Origin of the sequence: Mycobacterium bulgaricum (assembly GCF_041287165.2) — a bacterium.
Lineage (GTDB): Bacteria > Actinomycetota > Actinomycetes > Mycobacteriales > Mycobacteriaceae > Mycobacterium > Mycobacterium bulgaricum.
On the sequence record NZ_JBGGKV020000001.1, the window covers coordinates 1,108,814 to 1,135,742 of the forward strand.

Sequence of the window (26,929 nt, forward strand, 5' to 3'; positions counted from 1 at the left end):
TTGCAGGTGAGTTCAGCCGGCCCGGTCCATGGACCGGATTCGGAACGCTGGTTTCTCGAGCGTGGCCTCCCGTCGGTGATCGGGCGACGGGGACGCTGGCGCCACGTGCTCAGCCGTTCGGCTCCGGTGCTCGCCGGGTGGGCCGTCCTGATGGTGACGAGCTTCTTCGTCATGTGGGCCTCGGGAGACACCGACGTCGACACCGACGACGACGACCTGACCACCCTGCAACTGCTGGCCGCGGTCGTGTTGTTCCTGATCGTTCCCGCCGTCATCGCGGTCATCTGGGCCGTCGCGCAGATGAGGAGTATCGCTGGGCGGCGGACTGTGGCAGTCGTGTCGATCATCGCGGGCACGTTCTCGGATTTCTACGAGGACGACCCGTTGGATGCGTTGTCCGACTTCGCGATCGACGCGTCGGTGATCGTCGCCATCATCCTCGGGACGGGACTGGGGCTGGGCGCGATCGCGGGCTGGGCCCTTCGCACCACGGCGCGGCATTTCAAGTCCGCGGCCCGCCTGCTGTTCCGCGCGCTGCCCGTGGTCCTGCTGACCATCCTGGTGTTCTTCAACTCGCCCCTGTGGACGATCTCGTCCAACCTCGACGGCCTGCGAGTCGGGCTGATGGTGCTCTTCCTGGGCGGGGTGGCCACCTCCTACCTGATCGCGGGCCTCCTCGATTCCGTCGGACCACTCATGTGGGATGCCGACTCCGACACGGGCATTCGGCGGCGTCCGCTCACACTGACCGAGAGAGCGAACGTCATTGTCGTGGCCACTGTTTCGCAGATCATCCAGGCGCTGTCCATCGCCGTCGTCATCGGCCTGCTCTACCTTGTGCTCGGTCTCATCGTCATGAACGCGGCGAACGTCAACCATCTGACGGGCGGCGGTCCCACCCAAGGGGTCTGGCTCGGGGTGACCATTCCGGCGCCACCGGCGCTCATCCGGGTGGTGGTCTTCCTGATGGCGCTGACCTACATGTACGTCTGCGCCCGGGCAGTCGGCGACGGCGAGTACCGATCCGGTTTCCTGGATCCGCTGCTGGCGGACCTCCGTGCGGCGCTCGACGCGCGCGATCGGTTGTTCGAGGAACGGTCGGGCCGAGCGAGCGCCCAGGCGCCCGCCGCCGACGCGGACCCTGCCCCCGCGTGAACCTGTTCACCAGCTGTCTCGCGCGACGACGCCGACGACGTCCTCGCGAGACTGCGCCCTGCCGAAGTAGAAGCCCTGCGCCATCGTGAATCCCATGCCGCGCAGCACGTTCGCCTCGTGGGCCGTCTCGACCCCTTCCGCGACGATCGGCAGGCCGAGTGCATCGGCGAGGCCCGCGACGGCATGCAGCAGCGGTGGCGTGACCGACGATGCCGAACTGATCGACGCGATGAACGACGCATCGAGCTTGAGAAGGTCGGTCGGCAGTTTCTGGAGCCTGCTGAGTGACGAGTACCCGGTACCGAAATCGTCGATGGCGATCCGGATCCCGTGCGTCCGGAGCTCATGCAGTGCCAGGATCGACGACGGCCTGTCCACGTCGATGACCGTCTCGGTGACTTCGAGGACGAGCTGCGTGGCGGGCCAGCCGGTGGACGCAAGGGTTTCCAACACCCGGTCGACGTAACCCTTTTCGACCAGTTCGAGCCCGGAGACGTTGACGCTCAGCGACAGCCGCAGATGCGGGGTGTGCTGTTGCATCCAGAGGGCGTCCAGACACGCGCGCCGCAACACGTACTGGTCGAGGGCCGCGATCAGATCGTTGTCCTCGGCGACCCGGATCACCTCGCCCGCCTGCAGGTCAGCACCTTCGGCCGGCTGCCACCGCAACAACGCTTCGACACCCACCACGGCGTCACCCTCGGAAAGCCGGACGATGGGTTGGTATCGGACACCGATGGTGTCTGCCGCGAGCGCGTCGCGCAGTTGCACCGCCAGCGTCGGCAGGTGCGACGACTCCAGCATCGTCCGGTTGCGACCGATCGATTTCGCCCGGCGCAGTGCGACGTCGGCGCGCTTGAGGACGGGGGCGACGGGTTCATCGACGTCCCATGCACTGACGCCGGCCGAGAATTCCTGGGACGTCGCATTGCGAAGCCGTTGTGTGAACGCCAGTGCCTGCTTCTCGGTCGCCGCGGGGAGCAAGATGATGAACTCGTCGTTGCTGCGCCGCGCAAGCACCTGCTCGGGTTCGAGCAAGGACCGCCACGACGCGACGAGTTGCTGCATCAACTCGTCGCCCGCGTGGTCTCCGAATTCCTCGTAGATCGAGGCGTAACTGTCGACGCAGATGAGGATGACAGCCGGGCCCGACTCCGCGGAGTGGGCCCGGTCGATCTCCGCGGCGATCACACGGTCGAAACCGCGCCGGTTGGGCACCCCGGTGGCGTCGTCGAGCTCGGCCTTGGAAACGCTGCGGCCCAGAATGATGATCAGGGTCCCGATCGCGGCCGTACAGGCGGAGGTGATGAGGCCCGTCCACCACGGCACCGCGGGGGTCAGCGAGATGGCCGTCAGACAGCACACGATCGCGATGGCCAGATAGAGAGCGGCAGTGGGCCACGCGACGAAGAAGGCACCGCAGGCGACGAAGACGTACAACGTTGTGATCGACACGGCGGCGGTGGCGGTGGACGCCATGACCGACACGGTGATCATCGCCGTGGCCGCGATGACGAGGACATGGAATTGCCAGAGCGTGACACGCCGGCCCCGCCACAGGACGAAGACGCCGATCGCGGTGGCGATCGCCGCATTGGCGTACTGGACGGCGGCGTACGGAAAATAGTTGGGGGCCAACGTGGTGACCACCGCGATCAGGATTCCACCGAACACGAAGCACGAACCAGCGGTCCGGGCCCACATCACCGATGTTGCGATTCCCGGCCACATCTGCGCGCGCTTGACTGCGGCCCAGCCGGCCCGCACCCCACCCACGCGGCCATCGTAGCCTTGCCTGAGGCCTCGACGCAGGAAGTATTGCGCGTTTGAGTTCAGGCCGGATCAGCCCAGACGTGCCCGCAACTCCCGTTTGAGCACTTTGCCGTAGCTGTTCTTCGGCAGCTCGTCGACGAACTCATAGCGCTTCGGCCGCTTGAATCTCGCGATCCGCTCCAGCAGATGCGCGTCGAGCTCGGCGGCGGAAACCTGTCCGACGACGAAGGCGACGACGATCTCGCCCCATTCCTCGTCGGGGGCGCCCACCACCCCTGCCTCCACCACCGCGGCGTGTTCGAGGAGTACCTCTTCCACTTCGCGGGGATAGATGTTGCTGCCGCCGCTGATCACCACGTCCTTGGACCGGTCCCGCAGCGTCAGGTATCCGCTCGCGTCGAACGACCCCATGTCGCCGGTGCGCAACCAGCCGTTCTGCAGCGTCTTCTCGGTCGCCGACGGGTTCTGCCAGTACCCCGACATGACGACGTCTCCGCGACAGACGATCTCGCCGATCTCGTCGATGCCCGCCGGTGCGCCGCCGGACCCGAGCACCGCGACGTCGACACCCGAGCGCGCATACCCGACGGAGCCGAGCACGGCGTCGGATGCGTCGACGTGGTCCCGGCGCCGCAGCCCGGTGATCGTCATGGGTGATTCGCCCTGGCCGTACAACTGCACGAAGATCGGCCCAAACGCCGCCATCGCCTTCTTCAGGCTCTCGACGTACATCGGACCACCGCCGTAGACGATCGTGTGCAGGTTGGCCGGGCAGGCCCGACCGGTCTGCACGAGCCGCGCGACCATCGTCGGGGCGAGGAACGTGCTGCAGCGGGGGTGGCGCTCGCACAGGTCGAGGAACTCGTCAGGTTCGAAGGCGCCCGACGCGGGGATCACCTGGCGCGCGCCGCGTGAAACGTAGGGAGGTACGTACAGCCCCGAGCCGTGCGACATCGGAGCACCGTGGATGAGACTGGAACTCTCGTCGGGGGAGTCGAAGTCGGCGAGGTGCGCGACGGTCATCGCCATCAGGTTGCGGTGCGACAGCATCGCCCCCTTGGACTTACCGGTGGTGCCGCTGGTGTAGAACAGCCACGCCAGCAGCGCGGGCTCGGTGTTCCGTGGCACCGCCAGAGCGTCTGTACGGCAACGGCTTTCGTACTGCGCGGACGCGATGACCTCGATGGGCACTGACATCACCGGGGTCAGTTGCGCGGCGATCTTCGGCGACGCGAACACCCTGCTCGCGCCGGAGTCCTCCAGGATCTGCTCCATCTCCCGGGGATGCAGCTTGAAGTTCAGCGGTACGTACACGCACTCCGCTGCCCAGATCGCGAACATCAGCTCGACGATCTCGGGGCTGTTCTCGCTGGCCACCGCGATCCGGGCGCCGGGGCCGAATTCGTGGAACGAACCCGCCAGCCGCAGCGCCCGCTCGCGCAGCGAGGACCACGTGTGTACCTGGTGCTCACCGTGATAGACCGCGCCGCGGTCGCCGTGCCGGGCCGCGGCCTGGTCGAGTAGCGCGAACAGGTTCACCTGGCAACCCATTCGGAGTTCAGCGCGAAGTCCGAGAGGTACTTGGTCGAGCTCCAGCCGCCGTCGACCACGATCGTCTGCCCGTTGATGAAACTGCCACCGTCGGAGCACAGGAACGCGACGGTGGACGCAATGTCCTCGACGCGGCCGAGCCGCTGGTGGGGAGTCATCTCGGTGTTGATCTTGCGGAAGCGCTCGTCCTCGAGGCGGGTCGCCACCATCGGCGTCAACGTGACGCCGGGAGCTACTGCGTTGCAACGGATTCCGAGCGGACCGTACTGGCACGCGATGTGCATCGTCAGGGACGTCAGCCCACCCTTGGCCGCCGAATAGGCGCCGCCGCGCAGGCCTCCGACGACCGCGAACGTCGACGTGACGTTGATGATCGCCGAACCGGGCTGCATATGACCGATCACGTCGCGGGCCAGGCGGAACGGGGCCCGCAGCATGATGCCGAGGAAGTGGTCGAGCATCTCGTCGTCGGTCTCGTGCAGGGGTTTCGGGCTGCCGATGCCCGCGTTGTTGACCAGGAAGTCGATGCGACCCCACCGTTCGAGCGCCGCGTCGACGATGCGCTTCGGTGCGTCATCCTCGGTCAGGTCCACCGCCAGCGTCGCGATCCGGTCGGACGCGTTCTCCAGTTCCGCGAGCCGGTCGGCGTCGCGGCCGGTGCCCAACACCGCGATGCCCTGCTCGGCGAGCATTGTGGCGCAGCCGAATCCGATGCCACTGCTGGCACCGGTGACGATCGCTACCTGCATGTCACGACTCCTTCGTCAGCTCAGCTCTGACAGCATGCTTGAGCACCTTGCCCGCATCGTTCTTCGGTAGCGCGTCGACGGACACCACCTGCTCCGGGGCTTTGAACTTCGCGACGCCCCGCTGGAGCAGGAAATCGCGCAGTTCCGCGACGTCCGGGGCCGGTGACCCGTCGGCGACGATCGCGGCGACGGCCCGTTCACCCGTCCGCGCATCCGGAATGCCGACAACGGCGACCTCGGCGATCCCGGGGTGCGTGACCAGAATGTCCTCCACCTCTTTGGGGGAGATGTTCTCGCCGTTGCGGATGATGATGTCCTTGGCGCGGCCCGTCACCACCAGATGGCCGTCCTCGGTCCAGCGGCCGAGGTCCCCCGTGCGGAAATAGCCGGCGTCGTCGAAGGCATCGTCGTTGTCCTCGGCATGCAGGTACCCGGCCAGCATCTGCGGCCCGCGGGCGCGGATCTCGCCGTCGACGAGGGTGACGTCGGCAATCCCCGGGCGGCCGTCGGTCTCGGCCGCGCGGTCGACGTCGTCGGGGGACCCGACGGTGGTGACCGGCACCTCCGTCGACCCGTACACCCGTGTGACGAGGGCATGCTCGAAATAGTCTGCGGCGCGGCGGATCAGGGACGGCGGCACCGAAGCGCCACCGCAGATGAACACCTTGAGATCGGGCAGGTGCGTGCCCTGTTGCTCCGCGGCTGTCAACAGTCCGGTGAGAAACGGGGTGGCGCCGGCCATGTGCGTGCAGCGATGCTCGAGCATCAGCGATACTGCCGCCTCGGCATCCCAGCGCTGCATCAGAACGGCCTTCGTGCCCAGCAGCAGCGGACACTCGAACGCGTAGATCGACCCGCCGATGTGCGCGATCGGGGAGGGCACCAGGAAGGTGTCGCCCGGGTCGATCTGCCAGTACTTTCCGAGCTGAGCAATCAGCGCATTCAACGAGTTGTGCGAGTGCAGCACACCTTTGGGCCGACCCGTGGTTCCCGAGGTGTACATGATCATGCGTGTCGCGGCGGGGTCGAGCGTCGGCAGCGGACCGTCGCCCTGTTCGTCGAGCAGAGCCTCAAATGTGGTGGAGTCGCCGCGCAGCGCGACGACCTCGGGTGGAGTGGGCAGACCTGCGACGACCCTGTCCAGCATGGCGGCGTAGTCGTGACCACCGAACGCCTCCGGGATGAAGATCGCCCGGCTGTCCGAATCGGCGAGGATGAAGCTCAACTCATGGTCGCGCAGCGAAGGCAGGATCGGGTTGACGACCATGCCGGCCAGTGTCGCGCCGAGGTAGATGATCGCGGCCTCATGCCAATTCGGAACCATGAACGAGACCACGCTGCCCACCGGCATGCGCCGAATCAGCCCGCGCGCCAGGCCCGTCGCCTGCTCCGACAGGCGCGCGCAGGTCAGTGCGACATCGCCGTCGCGCACCAGGATGCGGTCCGGCGTCGTCGCCGCGGCATCCCGCAACGCATCGGCCAAGGTCGTCACGGGGAATCCCTGACCCTGCGCATCGTCATCGCGTGCCGGAATCTCGACGACGGGTGGGTATTGACGGTCACCTGAGCGACGTCACCGTCGGACGTGGTGTAGGTGCGCTGCAACTGCAGCGCGGCGGCGCCCGGTGTGCTGTCGAGGCGCCGCGCCAAATCGGCCGTCAGAATCACCGCCGAGATCTCCTGGTGCACCTCGGTGACACTGACGCCGAACAGATCCTCGATCAGCGGGAAGATCGGCCCGCTGTGGCGCTGCAGCAGGCGGCCCACCGCGGCGAAGCTGCGGTTGATGAAGTACTCCGTGCGGCACGTCGGCGCGGTGGCGTCGTCGACTCGTCGAAATCCGCTCACAGCAAGCCATTCGGTGCCCAGTGTGAGTCCGGTGCGCTCAGCGAGCGCATCGTCGACGGTGATCATTGCGTTCGCCTCGATTGCGAACCGCGCTCCTTGTGCGAACGCCAGCAGGTCGTCGATCGACATGACGTCCTGGGCGTAGGAATTGGCGCTGGGACGGGGGACCACCAGGGTTCCCGCCCGCGGCTTCGAGGCGATGAGGTTGTCGTCGCGCAGCCGTCGCAGTGCCTCACGGACCGTGTAGCGGCTGACCGCGAATCGTTCGCAGAGCTCGTGTTCGGTGGGCAGTTGGGAGCCCACCGGGTACACGCCGTCGACGATCTCCTTGCGCAGGGCGCGCGCCACCTGCAGATAGCGGTGATCACCGGCCGTGGTCGTCATGTCCGGCGGACCGCCACCACGCTGCCTTCGCCGTCGGCAGAGACGTACAGCGTCCCGTCGGGTCCCGACGTGATCCCGGCGAACGGCCCCTGCGGGCCCGAGAAGGGCTGTATCCCTTTGAGGGGCTTGGGGGTGACGCCCGGCGGGGCTCCGATCGCGAGACCCGATGCGATGGCGGTGCGTTCGCCCGTTGGCAGGTCGACGGCGAGCACCTCTTTGGCTCCGGCATCGACGACGTAGAGCGTGCCGTCGTCGACGGTGATGCCCTGTGGCGTGTCGAGTCCGTCGACGACGGTCTCGGTGCCGGAGGAGGTGAGTCGCACCACCCTGCCCGCGGCCGACTCGGCGACCAGCGGCGCGCCGTCGGGGCCGAACGCGACCCCCGACGGCTCGGCGAGTCCGTCGGCGAGTACCTCGGCGGACGCGCCCCGCAGTCCGTGCACGCGCCCGGCGCCCAGTTCGGCGAACACGATCGCGCCGTCCGGACCGACCGCGACGCCATACAGTTGGTCGTAACCCGTTGCAAGGTAGTCGGTGTCGCCACCGGGGCGGTACTTGCCGACCTGGCCGAGCGAGATCGTGCAGACGAACTGCCCGTCGACGGTCGCGGCGAGGCCGCGCATGTAACCCGGGTAGCCGGGGGTGAACAGCATCGCGACCGCTTCGCGTGTGCCGTCGGAGTCGAGCGCATAGAAGTACGTGCCGTCGGCGATGTAGAGCCTGCCGTCCCGGCCCATCGCGAGGCCGTGCGGCCAGTTGAATCCGCCCGGCAGCAGCGTGCGGGTCTCGCCCTCTTCGAGGACCTCGGTGATCTCGCCGGTGAAGTTGGACGCAAACAGCCTGCCGTCGACGATCGTCAAATTGTCCAGTCCCGGATTGAGTTGCGCCAAAACAGTTTTCGCACCGGTGCGGGGGTCGATGCGCAGCACCTGGCCGCTGGCGACCTGGGTCGAGACGATGAAGCCTTCGGCGTCGAACTTCACCGAGTCGGGAACTCCGAGCCCGGTGGCGACACGTTCGGGCTCCCCGCCGTCGAGACCGACCCGCCAGATCTCGTTCGCGGTCATCACCGGGAAGTAGAGAAGACCGTCGGGACCGACCTCCATCGCATTCGGCGACGGCAGGTTCTCCAGGATCACGCGGGGCGGGCCGCCACCGAGATCGAACTCCATCAAGCGGCCGCCTTCACGGCACTCGTTGACGAACAACCTGCCCTGATGGGTCGTGATGCCGTTGGCCGCAGGGATGTCGTCGCGCAGCACGCGCGTCTGTCCCGCGGTGTCGCGGACGCTGACCCGGCCCTCCATGTATTCGGTCGCGTAGAGGTTCCCGGCGAGGTCGAACGCGAGATCGTCAGGGGTGACGATGTCGCCGCCCTTCGGGCTGATCGTCTCGATCGTTCCGCTCGTGATGTCGAGCGCGCTGATCTGGCTGCCCGTCACCTGAGCGATGTACATCCGCCCGTCGGGCCCCGTCCGCAGCCCGTTGGCCCCGAACAACCGGCTCGGCGGGGTGAGGCGTTCGACGCGCCAGCCCTCGGCGGTGGCCGGATCGGCCGCGGTGTACCTGGCTGACGGCAGCTGCGCCGTCGTGCGCGGTGTCATGAACCCGGACGTTAGCAAGACCTCCTAGTCCAGACAATAGCGGCGCAGCTGCGGCCCGACCGGCCTTGACGGCCACATAAGCGCTGCGGAATAGTGTTCTGCAGTATGCAGAGTAACGTTATTTGTCCGGACAAGTGAGATGACGGCCGGAGTATCGCTCAGCCTCGACGGCCGGATCGTCGTCGTCTCGGGGGCGGGTGGCGGCGGCATCGGAACGACGATCACCCGCCTCGCCGCCGAGGCGGGTGCCACCGTCGTGGCGGTCAGTCGGTCGCAGGAGAACCTCGACGAGCACGTAGCCCCGCTCGCGCAACAGGGGCTGTCGGTGGTTCCGGTGTCGGCTGACGCCTCCACCGACGACGGCATCGCCACCGTCATCGATAAGGTCCGCGCCGTCGAGGGCGACCTGTACGGGCTCGTCAACATCGCGGGCGGCGCAGCGCCCGCCACCTGGATGCCGTCCACCCGCGTCACTCGCGAGGACTGGCGCGCGCTGTTCGCCGCGAACCTCGAGACCGCCTTCTTCATGAGCCAGGCGGTCGCCGCGCAGATCCGGGCCGACGGCAACAAGGGCTCGATCGTGTCGGTGTCGTCGATCAGCGGCATGAATACCGCGCCCTTCCACATCGCCTACGGCACAGCCAAAGCCGCCGTGGTGGCCATGACGCGCACGATGGCCGTCGAACTCGCCCTCGACGGCATCCGGGTCAATGCCGTCGCCCCCGGCGTCACGGAGACCGCCGCGTCGCGCATGTACGTCGACGAGGATCCCGAACGGGACCGCACCGCGATCGCGATGGGACGCAGGGGAACTCCGGAGGAACAGGCCGGCGCCATCCTGTTCCTGCTGTCGGACCTCTCGAGCTACATCACCGGGCAGACACTGCTGGTCGACGGCGGCCTGAACCTGAAGTGGACCCATCTCGGCGCCGACAACACGTCGCTGTTCCTGAAAGACCAGTCCTTCCGCGAAGCCATAAGGAGGATCTAGTGACCCATACCGAATCCGACCTCGAGGCCGCCATCGAGGTCGAGGCCGACGAGGACGACTCGACGGGTGAGATCGCCGAGGACCTCTCGGACCCGAGGACCATCTCGGTCGACGCGTACATCTCCGAGACATACGCACGTGCCGAGCGCGACAAGCTGTGGCGAAAGGTCTGGCAGCAGGTCGGGCGTGTCGAGGAGATTCCCGAAGTCGGCAGCTACCTGACCTACGACATCCTCGACGACTCGATCATCGTCGTCCGTACCGGGCCCGATTCCTTTGCCGCCCACCACAACGTGTGCATGCACCGCGGTCGCAAGCTCGTCGACAACCCCGAGGGCGCGAAGAACGCCGTCGGCCGCGCCCGCAAATCGTTCGTCTGCGGATTCCACGGCTGGACCTACGGTCTCGACGGAACATGCACCCACATCCGCGAGCAGGACGACTGGAAAGGCAAGCTCACCCCCAAGAACACGCACCTGGCCCCCGTCCAGGTCGACACGTGGGGCGGCTGGCTGTTCATCAACATGGACCCCGACTGCGAATCCCTGGCCGACTTCCTGTTCCCGGCATCGAAGATCCTCGACCCGTTCGGTCTGGAGAACATGCGCTACAAGTGGCGCAAATGGCTGTACTTCGACTGCAACTGGAAAGTCGCGATGGAGGCTTTCAACGAGACCTACCACGTGTTCACCACGCATCCGGAGTTCAACAAGTTCGGCGAGTTCAAGGGCTGGGCCAAGGCCCAGGGCCGGCACAGCAACATCGGCTACGACGCGCCCAAGGGCATGGACGAGACGAAGTCCAAGATCCGCCTCGGCACAGGAGACCCCCGCATCTCGACGGCCGAGATGCAGGTCTACACAATGGAAGAGACGAATGCGACCACTACGCAGACGCTGGTCAACGCGGCCAAGCGTCTCGTCGACGAACTGCCCGAGGGCACGCCCGCGGATCAGGTGCTGCAGCATTGGCTGGCGTCGGCCCGGCGCGATGACGAAGCCCGTGGCGTCATCTGGCCGACGATCCCGCCCGACATCCTCGGGCAGAGCGGAACGGCGTGGCAGATCTTCCCGAACTTCCAGGTCGGTCAGGGTCTGACGAGCGCACTGTGCTATTCCGCACGCCCGGATCCAAGCTACAACCCGGACAAGTGCATCTTCGAGGTCGCCGTGTACGAGCTGTATCCCAAAGGTGAGGAGCCCGAGACGGAATGGGCCTACACGCCCAAGGATTCGCCGAACTGGCTCTCGGTGCTACCGCAGGACTTCTCGAACATGGCCGCGGTGCAGCAGGGCATGAAGTCGGCCGGCTTCCCCGGCACGCTGCCCAACCCGTATCGCGAACGCAGCACCGTGAACCTGCACCACCAGCTGTCCAAGTACATGGGTACCGGCGACCCGCAAGCCCTGTAGCGCGATTTCGGCGTGCTTTTCGTCGCCCAGCGACGATTTTCACGCCGAAGTCCCGAAGAGGAGACCACACATGACGACGACCGAGACCTCGTGCGGGCCCACCGACACGCCCACCGACATCGACATCCCTGCGATCCGGGAGAAGTACGCCGCCGAGCGGGCCAAGCGGCTGCGACCGGAGGGTGCCGACCAATACCTCGAACTCGAAGGGGAATTCGCGGAGTTCTACGAGGTCGACCCGTACACCACGGTGACCGAGCGCGACCCGATCGTCGAGGACGCCGACGTCGTGATCCTCGGTGGCGGCTTCGCCGGACTGCTGGCCGGGGCCTACCTCAAGAAGGCAGGCGTGGACGGTATTCGGGTCATCGAGATGGCCGGCGACTTCGGCGGCGTCTGGTACTGGAACCGCTTCCCCGGGATTCAATGCGACAACGACGCGTACTGCTACATCCCGCTGCTCGAAGAACTCGACTTCATGCCGTCGAAGAAGTTCGCCGACGGCGCCGAGATCTTCCAGCACTGCCGCAACATCGGCAAGCACTTCGGTCTCTACGACGGTGCGCTGTTCTCCACTCAGGTTCGCGAACTCCGTTGGGAGGACGGGACGCAACGCTGGCAGATCACCACCGACCGCAGTGACGACATCCGGGCCCGCTTCGTCGTGATGGCCCAAGGCTCCTACAACCGGCCGAAACTTCCCGGCATCCCTGGGATCAAAGACTTTGCGGGCCATGTGTTCCACTCCGCGCGCTGGGACTACGACTACACCGGCGGCAGCGCCGACGGCGGGCTCGACAAGCTGGCCGACAAGCGGGTCGCCCTGGTGGGCACCGGGGCGACCGGCATCCAGGTCGTGCCGCACCTCGGCCGCGATGCCCAGCAGCTCTTCGTCTTCCAGCGCACCCCGTCGTCGGTCGACCAGCGCGCGAATCCGTCGACCGACCCGTCGTGGGCTGCGTCCCTGCAGCCGGGGTGGCAGGAGGAGCGCAAACGCAACTTCCACAACTGGTCACCGTTCGTCGGCGTCGTGTTCGGCGAACCGGATCTGGTTTGCGACTTCTGGACCGAGCTGGGACGCAACCTCACCGCCCGGATCGCGGGCAGCGAAGACCCCACGGCCGTGACCATCGAGCAGATCATGGCTTTCCGGGAAGAAGAGGACTACAAGATCATGGAGCGGCTGCGCCGCCGCGTGGCCGAGATCGTCGAAGACCCCGAGACCGCCGAGGCGCTCAAGCCGTACTACCGGTTCATGTGCAAGCGGCCCACCTCCAGCGAGAAGTACCTGGAGACGTTCAACCGCCCCAACGTGACGCTCGTCGACGTCTCGGCGACCAAAGGCGTGGAACGGTTGACCGGAAAGGGCATCGTCGCCGACGGCGTCGAATACGAGGTCGACTGCGTGATCTTCGCCAGCGGCTTCGAGATCTCCACCGAGATCAGCCGCCGCTTCGCCATCGACAGCATCGAGGGCCGCGACGGGCTCTCGCTGTTCGATTACTGGCAGAACGACTACAAGACGCTGCACGGGATGACGAGCCGCGGTTTCCCGAATCAGTTCTTCATGGGCTTCATCCAGGGCGGCGTGTCGGCGAACACCACGGCGATGTTCGAACAGCAGGCCAAGCACATCGCCTACATCATCGCCGAGGCCCAGAACCGGGGCGCCACCACCGTCGAGCCCAGTCAGGAGGGCCAGGACGCCTGGGTGGCGACGGTCCGCGAGCTCGCCATCGACAACTCGGCCTTCGAATTGTCCTGCACGCCCGGTTATTACAACAACGAGGGCCGTGGCGGCGCCGAGCGCAACGGCTCCTTCCTCGGTGACTTCTACTCACCCGGCTTCTACGCGTTCGACGAGCTGATCGCCGAATGGCGGAACAAGGGCGACCTCGACGGGCTGGAACTGAGTTGACCGATGCGAGGTTCGACGGTCGCGTCGCCGTCGTCACCGGCGGCGGACGGGGGCTGGGTCGCGCGTACGCGCTGCTGCTGGCCGCTCAGGGCGCGAAGGTCGTCGTCAACGACCCGGGCGGCGCGCTCGACGGGGACGGCGCCGACACTGGACCAGCACACGACGTCGTCCGCGAGATCGCCGATGCCGGCGGGCACGCGGTCGCCAGTACCGCGTCGGTGGCCACTCCCGAAGGCGGTCAGGCCATCATCGACACCGCGCGTGAGCATTTCGGCTCGATCGATGTCCTCGTGCACAACGCGGGCATCGTGCGGCGTGGCTCGCTCAAGGACATGAGCTATCAGGACTTCGAGGCGGTCCTCGACGTGCACCTGCGGGGCGCATTCCACGTCGTGCGGCCCGCGTTCCCGGTGATGTGCGAGGCCGGTTACGGGCGGATCGTGCTGACGTCGTCGATCGGCGGGCTCTACGGCAACCACGACGTCGCCAACTACGCCGTCGCCAAGGCCGGGGTCATCGGCCTGTCCAACGTCGCAGCCATGGAGGGCGCGGCGCACAACGTAAAGAGCAACGTGATCGTCCCTGCCGCCGTGACGCGGATGGCGGAGGGGATCGACACGTCCGCCTATCCTCCGATGGGACCTGAACTCGTCGCGCCCGTCGTCGGCTACCTGTCGCACGAAAGCTGTTCGGCCACCGGGGAGATGTTCATCGCCCTCGCCGGCCGTGTCGCGACGGCCGCCGTCATCGAGTCGCCCGGCGTGTACCGACCCTCGTGGACCATCGCCGACGTCGGCACGCATCTGGACGCGATCCGCGACCGCACCGAACCCGTGACCTTCCCCGTCGTCCCGGACGGCCACAACGACCACATCAGGTACAGCTTCGCGATGGCCGGGGCGATGAGCCGCTCGCGCGAAGAGCAGACAGCAGGGCAGGGGGCCATCCATGCCTGACACAGGCCCGCTCGCCGGGATCCGCGTCGTCGACCTCACCGCGATGGTGATGGGTCCCTACTGCACCCAGATCATGGCCGACATGGGCGCCGACGTCGTCAAAGTCGAACCGCCGCAGGGTGACAACACCCGCTTCATCTCCGTGGGCCCCGTGCCGGGCATGAGCGGCGTGTTCGTCAACGTCAACCGCGGCAAGCGCAGCGTCGTGCTCGACCTGCGCTCCGACGAGGGCCGGGCGGCGATGCGCGTGCTCATCGAACGTGCCGACGTCTTCATCCACTCGATGCGCTCCAAGGCGATCGCCAAGCTGGGTTTCGGCTACGACGATGTCGCCGCCATCAACCCGCGGATCGTCTACACCAACTGCTACGGCTACGGGCGGCGCGGTCCGGAACGGGACCGTCCCGCATACGACGACACCATCCAGGCCGAGTGTGGAATCCCCGCTGTGCAACGACAACTCACCGGCGAGGCGGACTACGTCGGCACCATCATGGCGGATAAGGTGGCCGGGCTGACCGCCTTGTACGCGACCATGATGGCGTTGTTCCATCGGGAGCGCACCGGGGAAGGCCAAGAGGTCGAAGTCGCGATGTTCGAGACGATGGCGTCCTTCATGCTGGTCGAACATGCCAACGGCGCCATGTTCGACCCCCCGCTCGGCCCGGCTGTCTACCCGCGTACCGTCGCACCCAACCGGAGGCCGTACCGCACCAAGGACGGCTACATCGCCGCCCTCATCTACAACGACAAGCACTGGAACGCCTTCATCGAGGCCGTGGCCCCCGTGTGGGCGTCGGACCTCTACGCGACATTGGAGTCGCGGGCGCACCAGATCGACACGGTGTACGGCCTGGTGGCGCAGACCTTGGAGGAGCGCACGACCGACGAATGGCTGGATCTGTTCCGCGAGTTGGAGATTCCCGCCGCGCCGCTGAACACCCCGGATGCCCTCTTCGACAGTCCGCACCTCAACGCGGTGGGGTTGTTCGAAACCGTCGATACCCCACACGGTCCCGTCAAGTTCCCCGGCGTGCCGACGTGGTTCTCCCGTACACCGGGCAAGGTACGCGGGCCGGCGCCGGAGCTGGGCGCTGACACGGCCGCCGTCCTCGACGAGCTGGGCCTGGGTTCGGAGCGGGTGAGCTGATGGACTTTGACATGGGCAAGCGTGCCGGAGACCTGCGCGCCGAGCTGCGCGCACTGGTCGACGAGCATGTGCCCGAACACTTCCTGGGTGCGTTCACCGACGACCCCGCCGACCTGGAGACCGCGCAGCAGTTCTGCCGCACCCTGGCCGAGCGCAATCTCCTGTGCCTGGCATGGCCCGAAGAGTTTGGTGGCGGCGGCGCGTCGGTGTGGGAGCAGACCGTCGTGCGTGAGGAGATGTGGGCACACCACGAGCCGCGCGGCGCCCAGTACATGGGCGTCAACTGGGTTGGGCCGATCATCATGAGGCACGGAACCGAAGCGCAGCAGCGAAAGCACCTGCCGCCCATCGCCGCCGGGGACGTGATCTGGTGTCAGGGATTCTCCGAGCCGGAGGCGGGTTCGGACCTGGCGTCCCTGCGCACCACGGCACGCCCCGCCGAGGATGGGTCAGGCGGGTGGCTGGTCAGCGGGCAGAAGATCTGGACGTCCTACGCGACGATGGCGCAGTGGTGCTTCCTGCTGGCCCGCACGTCGCGTGGTGAGAAGAAACAGCAGGGCCTCACGATCTTCCTGGTGCCGATGGACGATCCGGCGATCACGGTGCGCCCGATCCGCGCCATGTTGGGGCCGCATCATCTCAACGAGGTGTTCTTCGACGACCTGCGCGTGACGGAGGCGGACGTGCTCGGCACCGTCGACCAGGGGTGGTCGATCGTGCAGGACGTGATGTCGTTCGAGCGGGTCGGCATCGCGCGCTATGCCCGCTGTGAGCGGCTGCTCGCAGCCGCACCGACCGTGTTGGGGCAGCGCTGGGAGTCGCTGCCCGCCGAGCTGCGAGGCCGCTGGATCCGCATGCTCATGCACTGCCGCCGGGCGCGGCTGCTGGCCTACCGGGTGGTGGCCCTGCAGAGCAGCGGGCGGATCACGCCGGGAGACGCCTCGGCCTATCGCATCGCGGTCACCACGCTCGACCAGGACAGTGCCGAGGTGTTGATGGACATCGCCGCCGAAGTGGCGCACACCGACGACCGCGCGGCATGGTTCCTCGGCGAGGTGGAAGACCACTGGAAGTATTCGCAGGCCTCCACGGTGTCCTCGGGAAGCATTGAGATGCAACGTATTCTGCTCTCTCGGGCGATGTTGAGCGGTGCCAAATGATCCTGGACCTCTCCGACGACGCGCTCGAATACGGGCGCCAGGCGCTGCAGGCGTTCGAGTCCGCGGGTGGTGACCGGCTGGTCGAACAGGCCGAGGCGGCCCCGCAGACCCGCGCGTCGCTCGTCGGTCCGGTCCTCGACGGGCTCGGTGCGTGGGAACTCGATCCGCGTTCTGACAGCGACGGACTCGAAGCCGCGGCCGCGCTGTGCCGCAGCGCCGGATACTGGGCGCTGCCGTACCCGATCGCCGAGCGGCTCGCCGCGCCCACCGACCTCGGCGCCGAGGGGCTCGTCGTGGTCGGTGGTGCCCGGCCCTCGGCCGCCATCGCCGGGCTCGACCTCCGTTGGGCCGCAGTCGACCTCGACGGTCACCGGTCGACGGTTACCGGTCTCGGCGCCACCGAGGCCGGCTTCGTCGCCGAGCTCGACCTCGAGCCCGTCGACGACGCCGGCGCCCGCGACGTGGCGCTGGCGCTGGTGCTGCCGTGCTGGACTCTGCTCGGCATGCTCGACCGCGCCCTCGCACTGACGGTCGCGCACGTGAGCCTACGCAAGCAGTTCGGCCAGACGCTGTCGTCGTTCCAGGGGGTGCAATTCCAGCTCACCGACGCCGAGGTCGAACGCAGCGGCACCGACATCCTGGCCAAGCACGCGCTGTGGGCGGTGGCCACCGACCAGCCGCACGCGCTCGACGACGCCCTGGCGTTGCGGATGGCGGCGATCGAAGCCGCCGACGTGGTGTTCCGGGTGTGCCACCAGCTGCACGGCGCGGTCGGCTTCTGCGACGAGACCCAGCTGTCCTGGCTGTCGCGCTACAGTCAGCCGTTGCGCCGCCTGCCATTCGGGCTCTCCGCGACGCGGGATCATCTGACCCGCACCGCGGGCCGCCGCGGGCTGACGGGGCTCTACGCATGAGCGGCCTCGATGACTTCCGCGCCGAAGTCCGCGCCTGGTGTCGCGACCACATCCCCCAGGACTGGCGAGCCTCCCAGACCGGGGTGAGCGACGACGAGTTCGTGCGCTTCCAGAAGGAGTGGTTCGCCGAATTGCACAGCGCCGGATACGCCGTGCCGCACTGGCCGGCGGAGTGGGGTGGCGGATTGCGGACGCGGGGAGCAAAAGGGCCGATGAGCGTCGAGCACCAGGTGGTGCTCTATCAGGAGCTGGCGGCCCACGACGCGCCCCGGCTCGTGCTCGCGTTCGTCGGGATCCACCACGCCGCATCGACCCTGCTCGTCGCCGGCACAGACGAGCAGCGCCGACGCCACCTGCCTGCAATCCTCGACGGCGAGATCTGGGTGCAGGGCTTCTCAGAACCCGAGGCAGGATCCGACCTCGCCGCGTTGCGCACCACGGCCCGCAGGGAGGGTGAGGAGTTCGTCGTCAGCGGCCAGAAGCTGTGGGCCAGCGGCGGACTTCATGCCGACTGGTGCCTACTGCTGGCCCGAACAGACCCGGAAGCACCCAAACGCAAGGGCATTTCCTACTTTCTGCTCGACATGACTTCGCCCGGCATCGACGTCCGCCCCATCCGCAACGCCGTCGGGGACTCACATTTCTGTGAGATCTTCCTCGACGACGTCAGAATCCCGGCGGCCAACCTGATCGGACCCGAGAACGAAGGCTGGCAGGTCGCGCAGGCCACGCTGGGCGCCGAGCGCGGCATGACGATGCTGGAATTGGCGGAGCGGTTGGGCAATGCCGGATTCCAGTGGCTCGTCCAGTGCGCGGACGTCGACGACCCGATCGTGGCCGATCGGCTCGCACAGTTCGAGGCCGAGCTCACCGGCCTACGGGGGATGTGCCGCCGAATTGTCGAAGACGGTCCGTCCGGGCCTGCCGATCCGTCGGTCGTCAAGCTGTACTACAGCGAACTGCTGCAGCGGCTCACCGACTTCGGCGCCGAGATCGGCGGACCCGAGGCGCACACCGTCGTGGCGAAGCCGATGTCGAGCGGGTGGGAATCCGGCTCGTGGGTACTGGATTTCGTCGGCTCCTGGGAGTGGACCATTCCCGGCGGCGCCAGTGAGATCCAGCGCACGATCATCGCAGAACGCGGGCTGGGGCTGCCCCGGGAACCGAGCGTGGCATGAGCGACTTCGCCGAGTTCCACGAAGAGCTGTGTTCGGTCGCGAGCGACCTGCTGGCCAAGGACCGTGAGGTCGAATGGGCGGTGCTCGTCGATGCCGGATGGACAGGGCTGGAGGTGCCGGAGAACGTCGGCGGCGCCGGTGCCACCTTCACCGAGACCGCCCTGATCCTGCGGCAGATGGGCCGGGCCGCGAGCGCGAACCACTACCTGGGCAGCGCGGCGCTGACGGTGGCTGCGTTGCAGCACGCACCCGGTGAATTGCTGGCCGCCGTCGCGGACGGCAGCAGCCGGTTCGCCGTCGTCACCGACGAATTCGCTATCGAATCCGGAAAACTCTGCGGGAGAGCCGGATTCGTCCCCGATGCCGTGGGTGCCGACCGGTTGCTCATCCCCGTCGGCGACGGCGTCGCCGTCGTCCCCGCTTCCGCCCTGACGGTCAGCGCCCAACCCGTCGTCGACGAAACCCGCACGCTGGCGACCGTCACCGCCGACGGGGCGATCCCCGAGAAGATCGTCGAATTCGAGGGCGCTTCGGCGCTGCTCGACCGGGCCGCGGTCGCCATCGCCGTCGACAGCCTCGGCATCGCCGAGCAGATGCTCTCGGCCACCGTCGATTACGTGAAGGTACGCCATCAGTTCGGCCGGCCGATCGGATCGTTCCAGGCGGTCAAGCATGCGTGCGCGGACATGTTGGTTGCCATCGAGGTTTCCCGCCAATTGGTGGCAGACGCGGTCGCAGCCATCGCCGATGGAGCAGACGCGGCGATCCCCGCGGCGATGGCCAAGTCCTACACCTGTTCGGCCACGGTCGATGTCGCGGGCAAGGCCATGCAGCTGCACGGCGGCATCGGCTACACGTGGGAGAGCGGCATCCACACCTACCTCAAACGCGCCGCCCTGAACCGATCTTGGTTCGGTTCGCCTGCAACACAACGTAAAAGACTCTCACAGCGCTACCACTAGAAGGAGTACTCATGGGCGTACCCGTGTACAAACGCATTCTCGACCTTTTCGAGGCCGAGGGTGTCAACACCTTGTTCGGCATCCCCGACCCCAACTTCGTGCACATGTTCACCGAGGCAGAGGCCCGCGGCTGGTCGGTCGTGGCACCGCACCACGAGCTCAGCGCGGGCTTCATGGCCGAAGCGGCATCGCGGATGACCGGCAAGCCGGGGCTGTGCATCGGCACCCTCGGGCCGGGGATGGCCAACATCGCCGGGGCGATCCAGTGCGCGCTCGTCGAGAACTCGCCGGTGATCTTCCTCGGCGGCCAGCGGGCACGCGTCACCGAGCGTCGGGTGCGTCGCGGCCGCATCCAATTCGTGCAGCAGGAACCACTTTTCGAGGCGTCGGTCAAGTTCAGCAGCTCGATCGAGTACGCGGACCAGACCGACGAGATCATCCGTGAGGCCATCCGGCAGGCGATGTCCGGAACCCCCGGCCCCACCTACGTCGAATACCCGTCGCATGTCATCCTCGAAGAGCTCGACGTGCCGGATCCGTTGCCGCCGCACCGGTATCGGCTCGTCAACCAGGGCGCGGGCGCATCAGAGGTCACCGAGGCCGTCAGGCTGATCCGTGAGGCCGAAAGCCCTATCCTGCTCGTCGGCCATGGCGTGCACACCTCGCGCACCCAGCAGGAGGTCAAACAGCTCGCCGACCTGATGAACTGCCCCGTCATCCAGACCTCGGGCGGCACCTCCTACATCCCGGGGCTGCAGGACCGCACGTTCCCGTACCTGTTCTCGCCGGCGGCGAACCAGGCGGTCGAGGAATCCGACCTGTGTGTGGCGCTGGGCACCGAACTCGGTGAGCCGATGCACTACGGTCGGACCCAGCACTGGGCGGGCAACGACGTGAACCGCAAATGGGTTTACGTCGAACAGGATCCGACCGCCATCGGCGTCAACCGCCAATTCGACGTGCCGCTCGTCGGTGACCTGCGCGGTGTCGTCCCCCAGCTCGTGCAGGCGCTCAAGGAGACCCCTCGCGAACCGTCGCCGAACCTCGACACGCTGATCAAGGCCGATGCCGAGGAACTGGCGCAGCTCGCCGAGAACGCGCCGTCGGGGCGTTCCCCGATCCACCCGGCCCGCTACGTCGTCGAGGCGACGAAGGCGTTCAACGAGCTCGAGGACGGCATCCTGGTCCGCGACGGCGGCGCGACGGTCATCTTCCAGTGGACGTATTCGCAATCCAAGCCGCGCGACGTGATCTGGAACCAGAACTTCGGCCACCTCGGGACCGGCCTGCCGTACGCCGTCGGCGCGTCGGTCGCCGAGGGCGGCAAGCGCCCGGTCATGCTGCTGACAAGTGACTCGGCGTTCCTGTTCCACATCGCCGAACTGGAGACCGCCGCCCGGCTGAACCTGCCGCTGGTGTGCGTCGTCGGAGTCGACCACCAGTGGGGTCTCGAAGTCGGCGTGTACAAGCGCACGTTCGAGCAGCCGTCGCCGCAGCCCGGCGTGCACTGGAGCAAGGACGTCCGGATGGACAAGATCGCCGAGGGCTTCGGCTGCCACGGCGAATACGTCGAGAAGGAAGACGAGATCGGTCCCGCCATCGCGCGCGCCTACGCCAGCGGAAAGGTCGGCGTCGTCCATGTCTGCATCGACCCGAAGGCCAACTCCGAGGAGATGCCGAAGTACGACCGATTCCGGACCTGGTATGCAGAAGGCACCCAGTAACTGCCCTGACTAAGGAAGAGTGCAAGTTATGCGCGAATACCTGAAGTTCTACATCAACGGACAGTGGGTCGACCCGGTCGAGAAACGTTCGCTCGACGTCGACAATCCGACCACCGAGCAGGTCTCCGGACAGATCGCGATAGGCAGCGCCGCCGACGTCGACAAAGCGGTCGAAGCGGCCCGCAAGGCGTTTGCCACCTGGTCCCAGACCACGCGCGAGGAGCGTCTCGAAGTCCTCGGCAACATCCTCGCCGAGTACCAGAAGCGTGCCGGGGACCTCGCCGACGCCGTCACCGAGGAGATGGGCGCACCGGCCTCACTGGCGGCCGGCCCCCAGGTCGGCCTCGGCATGGGCCACCTGGCCACCGCGATCGACGTGCTGAAGAACTTCCAGTTCGAGGAGCAGCACGGTTCCACGCTTGTGGTGAAGGAGCCGATCGGTGTCTGCGGGCTCATCACGCCATGGAACTGGCCGATCAACCAGATCGCGGTCAAGGTGTATCCGGCCCTGGCCACCGGCTGCACGATGGTGCTCAAGCCGTCCGAGGTCGCGCCGTACTCGGCGCAGATCTTCACCGAGATCATCGACGCCGCAGGCGTTCCCGCGGGCGTCTACAACCTGATCTACGGTGACGGTCCCGGTGTCGGCGCAGCGCTGTCCAGCCATCCCGACATCGAGATGGTGTCGTTCACCGGTTCCACCAGGGCCGGGATCGAGGTCGCCAGGAACGCGGCACCGACGGTCAAGCGAGTGTCGCAGGAGCTCGGCGGCAAGAGCCCCAACATCGTGCTCGACGACGAGGACTTCGCCAAGAGCGTCACCGCGGGCACGTCGGTGATGATGATGAACAGCGGGCAGAGCTGTAATGCGCCGTCGCGCATGCTCGTTCCGAACTCGCGGATGGACGAGGCCATCGCCGTCGCCCGCGAGGTTGCCGGTGCGGTGAAGGTCGGCGATCCCGAGGACAAGAACGCGATCGGGCCGGTCGCGTCCAAGGCGCAGTTCGACAAGATCCAGGGCCTGATCCAGAAGGGCATCGACGAAGGCGCCACGCTCGTCGTCGGCGGTGTCGGCCGTCCCGACGGACTGGACGCCGGCTACTACGTCAAGCCCACGGTGTTCGCGAACGTCACCAACGACATGACCATCGCGCGCGAGGAGATCTTCGGCCCCGTGCTGTGCATCCTCGGCTACGACGACATCGACCAGGCCGTCGAGATCGGCAACGACACCGAATACGGGCTCGCCGGTTACGTGTCCGGCGCCGACCTGGACAAGGCCCGCGCCGTGGCCAGACGCATCCGTGCCGGCTCGGTCGCGATCAACCACGGCTTCGACATGGCCGCGCCGTTCGGCGGCTACAAGCGCAGCGGTAACGGCCGCGAGTGGGGTCAGTTCGCGTTCGATGAGTACCTGGAGACCAAGGCCGCCCTCGGCTACTCGCCGTAGTAGCGATTTCGGTGTAGTTGGTCACGCTACGGTTGACCAACTACACCGAAATCGCAAGGTCACTTCTTGGTGGGGTCGTGCCCCCAGTTCATCAGCGAGTACCGCCAGTCGGAATGCTCGACATCTTTCGACGGACCCTGCGCGCGGTGCCGATGGACGTAGCCGACGACTTTGCGCATGTGCGCGTAATCATCGTCGGAGAGGTCGGCCTTCTTGGTTCCGAGGATGTCGATGATGCGGCGTCCACTGCGGTGGCCGGTGGACTCCCCGCCACCCGACGACTTCTGCCCGACCGCCTTGGATTCGTCGGTGTCCAACCACTTCTCGAGCTCGGAGGCGGTCATGTTCACCGCGTCCTTGAAGTCGTCGTACGTGCTCCGATCGTCACTCATGACTTCTTCTTCAGCGCCTCGGGTTTGTGGACCGCGTCGTTGCCGCTCTTGTCGCTGCGCACTCGGTACTGCGGCTCGTCCTCGGACGCCCGCACGGTCCGGCCTGCCGCCTCGGTGTCGGAGGTGATCTTCTCCTCCACCTTCCCTTCAGCGGTGCTGCCGTGGCTTTGCCAGGTGACTTTGTCGCCCTTGTTGAAATCATCCTTGCTCACGAAGCGGTTCATACCCGTAGTGGCAACGGCTACTCCTGAAGTAACTCTCGAGTGAGCCGGGCGGACGCGGGTAGATATCGTGGCCGTAGCGACGGAACGGAGTGTACGAGGGGGTCCCATGACCAAATTTCCAGACGTGGTGGTCACCGGTATGGCCATGACGACGGCGCTCGCGACCGACGCCGAGTCAACGTGGCAGGCCCTGCTGGACGGGCGCAGCGGGATCCGCACGCTCGAAGATTCGTTCATCGACGAGTTCGACCTGCCCGTCCGCATCGGCGGTCACCTGCTTGAGACGTTCGACGACGAGTTGACGGCCGAGGAGAACTACAACCTCTCCTATGTACAGCGGATGGCGGTCGTGCTCGGCCGTCGCGTATGGGAGCATGCCGGTTCCCCCGACGTCGATCCGAACCGCCTCGCGGTGTCGATCGGCACCGGCATGGGTGGCATCGAAGAGCTCGCCTTCGCCTACGACCACCTCCGAGAGGGCAGGCTCGAAGAGGTCAACCCGACCGTGGTGCAGCAATACGCACCCAGCGGACCCTCTGCGGCCGTCGCCATGGAACGTCACGCGCGCGCCGGGGTGCTGTCACCGGTGTCCGCGTGCGCGTCCGGATCCGAGGGTGTGGCCCAGGCCTGGCGGCAGATTGTCTTCGGTGAGGCCGACATCGCCATCTGTGGTGGCGTGGAGGCCCGCATCGAAGCCGTCCCGATCGCCGGATTCGCGCAGATGCGCATCGTGATGTCGACCAACAACGATGATCCCGAGGGCGCGTGCCGCCCGTTCGACAAGGACCGCGACGGGTTCGTGTTCGGCGAGGGCGGCGCACTGCTGGTCATCGAGACCGAGGAGCACGCCAAGGCCCGCGGCGCGAAGATCCTCGGACGGCTGATGGGCGCCAGCATCACCTCCGACGGCTTCCACATGGTCGCGCCGGACCCGAACGGGAAACGGGCCGGGTACGCGATGTCCCACGCGGTCGAGCTGGCCGGGCTCTCGGCGACCGACATCGGCCACGTCAACGCCCACGCCACCGGCACCTCCGTCGGCGACGTCGCCGAGGGTATGGCGATCAACAACGCACTCGGCGGGCACAAGCCCGCCGTTTACGCCCCCAAGGGCGCGCTGGGCCACTCCGTGGGTGCCGTGGGTGCTGTCGAGTCGATCTTGACGCTGCTGGCGCTTCGGGACGGCATCATCCCCCCGACCCGCAATCTGAAGAATCTCGATCCCGAGATCGACCTGGACGTCGTCGCGGGTGAGCCGCGCCGCGGAACCTTCGAGTACGCGATCAACAACTCGTTCGGGTTCGGCGGGCACAACGTCTCGCTGGTGTTCGGCCGGGCCTGACAGCCGCGGTCACCCGGCCGGCGAGGGGGGTCAGGCTTTGACGAGTGTGAACTGCCCCAGCTCGCTGATGCGGCGGTTGAAGAAGTCGCTGCATCCGGTCAGGTACTTCATGTACCGCTGGTAGACCTCTTCGGAGGTGGCCGCGACGGCCTCCTCATGGTGGGCTTCCAGGGCCTCGGCCCAGGTGTCCAGTGTCCGCACGTAGTGCTCGTTGAGGAACTGTGTCTGCTCCAGTGTGAAGCCGGCGTCGGCGGACAGCGCGACGATGTTCTCCTCGCCCGGCACCGAACCGCCGGGGAAGATCTCCTTGGCGATGAACCGCATGAACTTGAGGTCGGACATCACGATCGGAATGCCGAGCTCAGGCCACTTCTTGAGCGGGTGCCCCAGGATCGCCTGGAGCAGGAACCGCCCGCCGCTGGGCAGCACGCTGCTGCACATCTTGAAGAACGGCGCATACCGCTCCTGTGGGAAGGCCTCGATCGCCTCGATGCTGATGATGCGGTCGACCGGCTCGTCGAACTGCTCCCAGCCGCGCAGCAGGATCCGGCGGGACCGCTCGGTGTCCATGCCGTCGAGCAGTTCTTGGGCGTACTTGCACTGGTTGCGGCTCAGCGTGAGGCCGACGACGTTGACGTCGTACTTCTCGATCGCGCGCTTCAGCACCGAGCCCCAACCACAGCCGATGTCGAGCAGGGTCATGCCCGGCTCCAGGTTCAGCTTGGCAAGCGACAGATCGATCTTCGCGACCTGTGCCTCGGCCAGCGTCATGTCGTCACGCTCGTAGAACGCGCAACTGTACGTCCGGGACGGGTCCTGGAACAGACCGAAGAAGTCGTCCGAGAGGTCGTAGTGAGCTTGGACCTCCGCGAAATGAGGCTTCATGTCGTCGCCACTTTCGGGCGGCTGCTGCACCCTGCTCCCGGTCATCCCCGGCCGACCTCCATATCAGGTAACGCGTGTGACCAAATTACTACACGGTCGTCAGTTACTGCTTCTCCATGGTGAACTGGACGACGTCGGTGTAACCGTCGCGGAACAGGTCTGCGCACCCCGTCAGGTACTTGTAGAAGCGCTCGTAGATCTCCTCCGAGGTGATCTCGATGGCCTCGTCCTTCTTGTCCTTCAGGTTCGCGGCCCAGGTGTCGAGCGTCTTCACGTAGTGCGGCTGCAGGTGCTGCTCGCGCGTCACGGTGTAGCCGTTCCGGGTCGCGGCGTCGGTGACCTGCGCGGCCAGCGGCAGACGCCCACCGGGGTAGATCTCGTCCATGATGAACTTGATGAACCGCACCTTCGACATGGTCAGCGGCAGCTTCTTGGCTTTGATCTCTTCATCGCTGGGGATGATGATCGTGTGCAGCATCTGCACGCCGTCCTCGGGCATCCAGCTGTACGTCTTCTTCATGTAGTCGTCGTACTTGTTGAATCCGAAGTGCTCGAAGGCGCCGATCGACACGATGCGGTCGACCTTGCCCTCGAAGTCCTCCCACGGCTGCAGCCGGACTTCCATGCTGCGGGTGGTGTCGATGTTCGGGAACCGGTTGGTCTCGATGTGCTGCTTCTGGTTCTCCGAGAGCGTCAGTCCGATGACGTTGACGTCGTACTTTTCCACGGCGCGCTGGATGGTCGAGCCCCAGCCGCAGCCGATGTCGAGCAGCGTCATGCCCGGCTCCAGGCCGAGCTTGCCCAGCGACAGGTCGACCTTCGCGAGCTGCGCCTGCTCGAGCGTGTAGTCGTCCTTCTCGAAGTACGCGCAGCTGTAGGTCTGCGACGGGTCCTGCCAGAGCTTGAAGAAATCGTTGGAGATGTCGTAGTGGAACTGGACTTCCTTCTTGTCCGAACCACGCGTGTCCGACGCCGACTTCGACAGCCACGCGGACTTGGCGGTGGCGTTCGGATCTTCGGTTGAAGTATTCGGCATGCGACCCATCCTGTCTGCAAAGTTCTGTTGCGACGCGACACGGCCCGGCTGTGTGTTCAACTCGGCCTTGACCCGCTCTAGGGGTGTGCACTCCGTGAAGCGAACACCGCGGCTTCGCCGACCATACCCGCCTGGCGCCGACCGGGTCGAGGCGGCTCGCGCGGGCTTCGG

The 26,929-nt window shown here is 66.6% G+C and carries 23 protein-coding genes; 13 read left to right on the plus strand and 10 right to left on the minus strand.

Annotation, left to right across the window (positions count from 1 at the left end; genetic code table 11):
* Positions 1–6 precede the first annotated feature (6 nt).
* Complete coding sequence (locus tag ACAG24_RS05420; protein WP_370471623.1) at positions 7–1,155, plus strand: hypothetical protein; 1,149 nt, start codon at positions 7–9, stop codon at positions 1,153–1,155.
* A gap of 6 nt (positions 1,156–1,161) precedes the next feature.
* On the opposite strand, the gene ACAG24_RS05425 is transcribed toward ACAG24_RS05420, so the two are convergent.
* The 6 genes from ACAG24_RS05425 to ACAG24_RS05450 form a co-directional block, all read right to left on the minus strand.
* On the minus strand, positions 1,162–2,931 hold the full coding sequence (locus tag ACAG24_RS05425) for a putative bifunctional diguanylate cyclase/phosphodiesterase (protein WP_370471624.1): 1,770 nt from the start codon (positions 2,929–2,931) through the stop codon (positions 1,162–1,164).
* A 66-nt stretch (positions 2,932–2,997) separates the two neighbouring features.
* A complete protein-coding gene (locus tag ACAG24_RS05430) occupies positions 2,998–4,467 on the minus strand; it encodes an acyl-CoA synthetase (RefSeq protein ID WP_370471625.1) in 1,470 nt (489 codons plus the stop codon).
* Positions 4,464–5,228: an SDR family NAD(P)-dependent oxidoreductase gene (locus ACAG24_RS05435; RefSeq protein ID WP_370471626.1), complete on the minus strand. Its 765-nt coding sequence runs from the start codon at positions 5,226–5,228 to the stop codon at positions 4,464–4,466. The genes ACAG24_RS05430 and ACAG24_RS05435 overlap by 4 nt, the downstream gene beginning before the upstream one ends.
* A gap of 1 nt (position 5,229) precedes the next feature.
* Positions 5,230–6,720, minus strand: a complete 1,491-nt coding sequence (locus tag ACAG24_RS05440) for an AMP-binding protein (protein ID WP_370471627.1) — start codon at positions 6,718–6,720, stop codon at positions 5,230–5,232.
* Positions 6,717–7,460: a GntR family transcriptional regulator gene (locus tag ACAG24_RS05445; protein ID WP_370471628.1), complete on the minus strand. Its 744-nt coding sequence runs from the start codon at positions 7,458–7,460 to the stop codon at positions 6,717–6,719. Before ACAG24_RS05445 ends, ACAG24_RS05440 begins: the two co-directional genes overlap by 4 nt.
* Positions 7,457–9,064 carry an SMP-30/gluconolactonase/LRE family protein gene (locus tag ACAG24_RS05450; RefSeq protein ID WP_370471629.1) on the minus strand — a complete coding sequence of 536 codons (1,608 nt, stop codon included), beginning with the start codon at positions 9,062–9,064 and terminating at the stop codon, positions 7,457–7,459. Before ACAG24_RS05450 ends, ACAG24_RS05445 begins: the two co-directional genes overlap by 4 nt.
* A gap of 139 nt (positions 9,065–9,203) precedes the next feature.
* On the opposite strand from ACAG24_RS05450, the gene ACAG24_RS05455 reads away from it, so the two are divergent.
* The 11 genes from ACAG24_RS05455 (at position 9,204) to ACAG24_RS05505 (ending at position 22,879) form a co-directional block, all read left to right on the plus strand.
* Complete coding sequence (locus ACAG24_RS05455) at positions 9,204–10,055, plus strand: SDR family NAD(P)-dependent oxidoreductase (protein ID WP_370471630.1); 852 nt, start codon at positions 9,204–9,206, stop codon at positions 10,053–10,055.
* Positions 10,055–11,467 carry an aromatic ring-hydroxylating oxygenase subunit alpha gene (locus ACAG24_RS05460; RefSeq protein ID WP_370471631.1) on the plus strand — a complete coding sequence of 471 codons (1,413 nt, stop codon included), beginning with the start codon at positions 10,055–10,057 and terminating at the stop codon, positions 11,465–11,467. The genes ACAG24_RS05455 and ACAG24_RS05460 overlap by 1 nt, the downstream gene beginning before the upstream one ends.
* A gap of 70 nt (positions 11,468–11,537) precedes the next feature.
* A complete protein-coding gene (locus ACAG24_RS05465) occupies positions 11,538–13,385 on the plus strand; it encodes a flavin-containing monooxygenase (protein ID WP_370471632.1) in 1,848 nt (615 codons plus the stop codon).
* Positions 13,382–14,341, plus strand: coding sequence for an SDR family NAD(P)-dependent oxidoreductase (locus ACAG24_RS05470; RefSeq protein ID WP_370471633.1), 960 nt, complete (start codon positions 13,382–13,384; stop codon positions 14,339–14,341). The genes ACAG24_RS05465 and ACAG24_RS05470 overlap by 4 nt, the downstream gene beginning before the upstream one ends.
* Positions 14,334–15,491: a CaiB/BaiF CoA transferase family protein gene (locus ACAG24_RS05475; protein ID WP_370471634.1), complete on the plus strand. Its 1,158-nt coding sequence runs from the start codon at positions 14,334–14,336 to the stop codon at positions 15,489–15,491. The genes ACAG24_RS05470 and ACAG24_RS05475 overlap by 8 nt, the downstream gene beginning before the upstream one ends.
* Entirely contained in the window at positions 15,491–16,651 is a 1,161-nt protein-coding gene (locus ACAG24_RS05480) for an acyl-CoA dehydrogenase family protein (protein ID WP_370471635.1), read from the plus strand. Before ACAG24_RS05475 ends, ACAG24_RS05480 begins: the two co-directional genes overlap by 1 nt.
* Positions 16,648–17,565 carry an acyl-CoA dehydrogenase family protein gene (locus tag ACAG24_RS05485; protein ID WP_370471636.1) on the plus strand — a complete coding sequence of 306 codons (918 nt, stop codon included), beginning with the start codon at positions 16,648–16,650 and terminating at the stop codon, positions 17,563–17,565. Before ACAG24_RS05480 ends, ACAG24_RS05485 begins: the two co-directional genes overlap by 4 nt.
* Positions 17,562–18,743, plus strand: a complete 1,182-nt coding sequence (locus tag ACAG24_RS05490; RefSeq protein WP_370471637.1) for an acyl-CoA dehydrogenase family protein — start codon at positions 17,562–17,564, stop codon at positions 18,741–18,743. The genes ACAG24_RS05485 and ACAG24_RS05490 overlap by 4 nt, the downstream gene beginning before the upstream one ends.
* Positions 18,740–19,705: an acyl-CoA dehydrogenase family protein gene (locus ACAG24_RS05495; RefSeq protein WP_370471638.1), complete on the plus strand. Its 966-nt coding sequence runs from the start codon at positions 18,740–18,742 to the stop codon at positions 19,703–19,705. The genes ACAG24_RS05490 and ACAG24_RS05495 overlap by 4 nt, the downstream gene beginning before the upstream one ends.
* 11 nt (positions 19,706–19,716) lie before the next feature.
* On the plus strand, positions 19,717–21,429 hold the full coding sequence (locus ACAG24_RS05500) for a thiamine pyrophosphate-binding protein (RefSeq protein ID WP_370471639.1): 1,713 nt from the start codon (positions 19,717–19,719) through the stop codon (positions 21,427–21,429).
* A gap of 28 nt (positions 21,430–21,457) precedes the next feature.
* A complete protein-coding gene (locus tag ACAG24_RS05505; RefSeq protein ID WP_370471640.1) occupies positions 21,458–22,879 on the plus strand; it encodes an aldehyde dehydrogenase family protein in 1,422 nt (473 codons plus the stop codon).
* A 59-nt stretch (positions 22,880–22,938) separates the two neighbouring features.
* On the opposite strand, the gene ACAG24_RS05510 is transcribed toward ACAG24_RS05505, so the two are convergent.
* Together ACAG24_RS05510 and ACAG24_RS05515 are read right to left on the minus strand one after the other, a co-directional pair.
* The gene (locus ACAG24_RS05510; RefSeq protein ID WP_370471641.1) at positions 22,939–23,271 is read right to left on the minus strand and encodes a DUF3140 domain-containing protein; all 333 of its coding nucleotides are present in this window, start codon (positions 23,269–23,271) and stop codon (positions 22,939–22,941) included.
* Complete coding sequence (locus tag ACAG24_RS05515) at positions 23,268–23,495, minus strand: hypervirulence associated TUDOR domain-containing protein (RefSeq protein WP_370471642.1); 228 nt, start codon at positions 23,493–23,495, stop codon at positions 23,268–23,270. The genes ACAG24_RS05510 and ACAG24_RS05515 overlap by 4 nt, the downstream gene beginning before the upstream one ends.
* A gap of 106 nt (positions 23,496–23,601) precedes the next feature.
* On the opposite strand from ACAG24_RS05515, the gene ACAG24_RS05520 reads away from it, so the two are divergent.
* Positions 23,602–24,837 (plus strand): KasA/KasB family beta-ketoacyl-ACP synthase, encoded by a 1,236-nt coding sequence (locus ACAG24_RS05520; RefSeq protein ID WP_370471643.1) that lies wholly within the window; start codon positions 23,602–23,604, stop codon positions 24,835–24,837.
* 30 nt (positions 24,838–24,867) lie between these two features.
* On the opposite strand, the gene ACAG24_RS05525 is transcribed toward ACAG24_RS05520, so the two are convergent.
* Together ACAG24_RS05525 and ACAG24_RS05530 are read right to left on the minus strand one after the other, a co-directional pair.
* On the minus strand, positions 24,868–25,767 hold the full coding sequence (locus ACAG24_RS05525) for a cyclopropane mycolic acid synthase family methyltransferase (protein WP_370471644.1): 900 nt from the start codon (positions 25,765–25,767) through the stop codon (positions 24,868–24,870).
* A 58-nt stretch (positions 25,768–25,825) separates the two neighbouring features.
* Positions 25,826–26,758, minus strand: a complete 933-nt coding sequence (locus ACAG24_RS05530; RefSeq protein WP_370471645.1) for a cyclopropane mycolic acid synthase family methyltransferase — start codon at positions 26,756–26,758, stop codon at positions 25,826–25,828.
* Positions 26,759–26,929 lie beyond the last annotated feature (171 nt).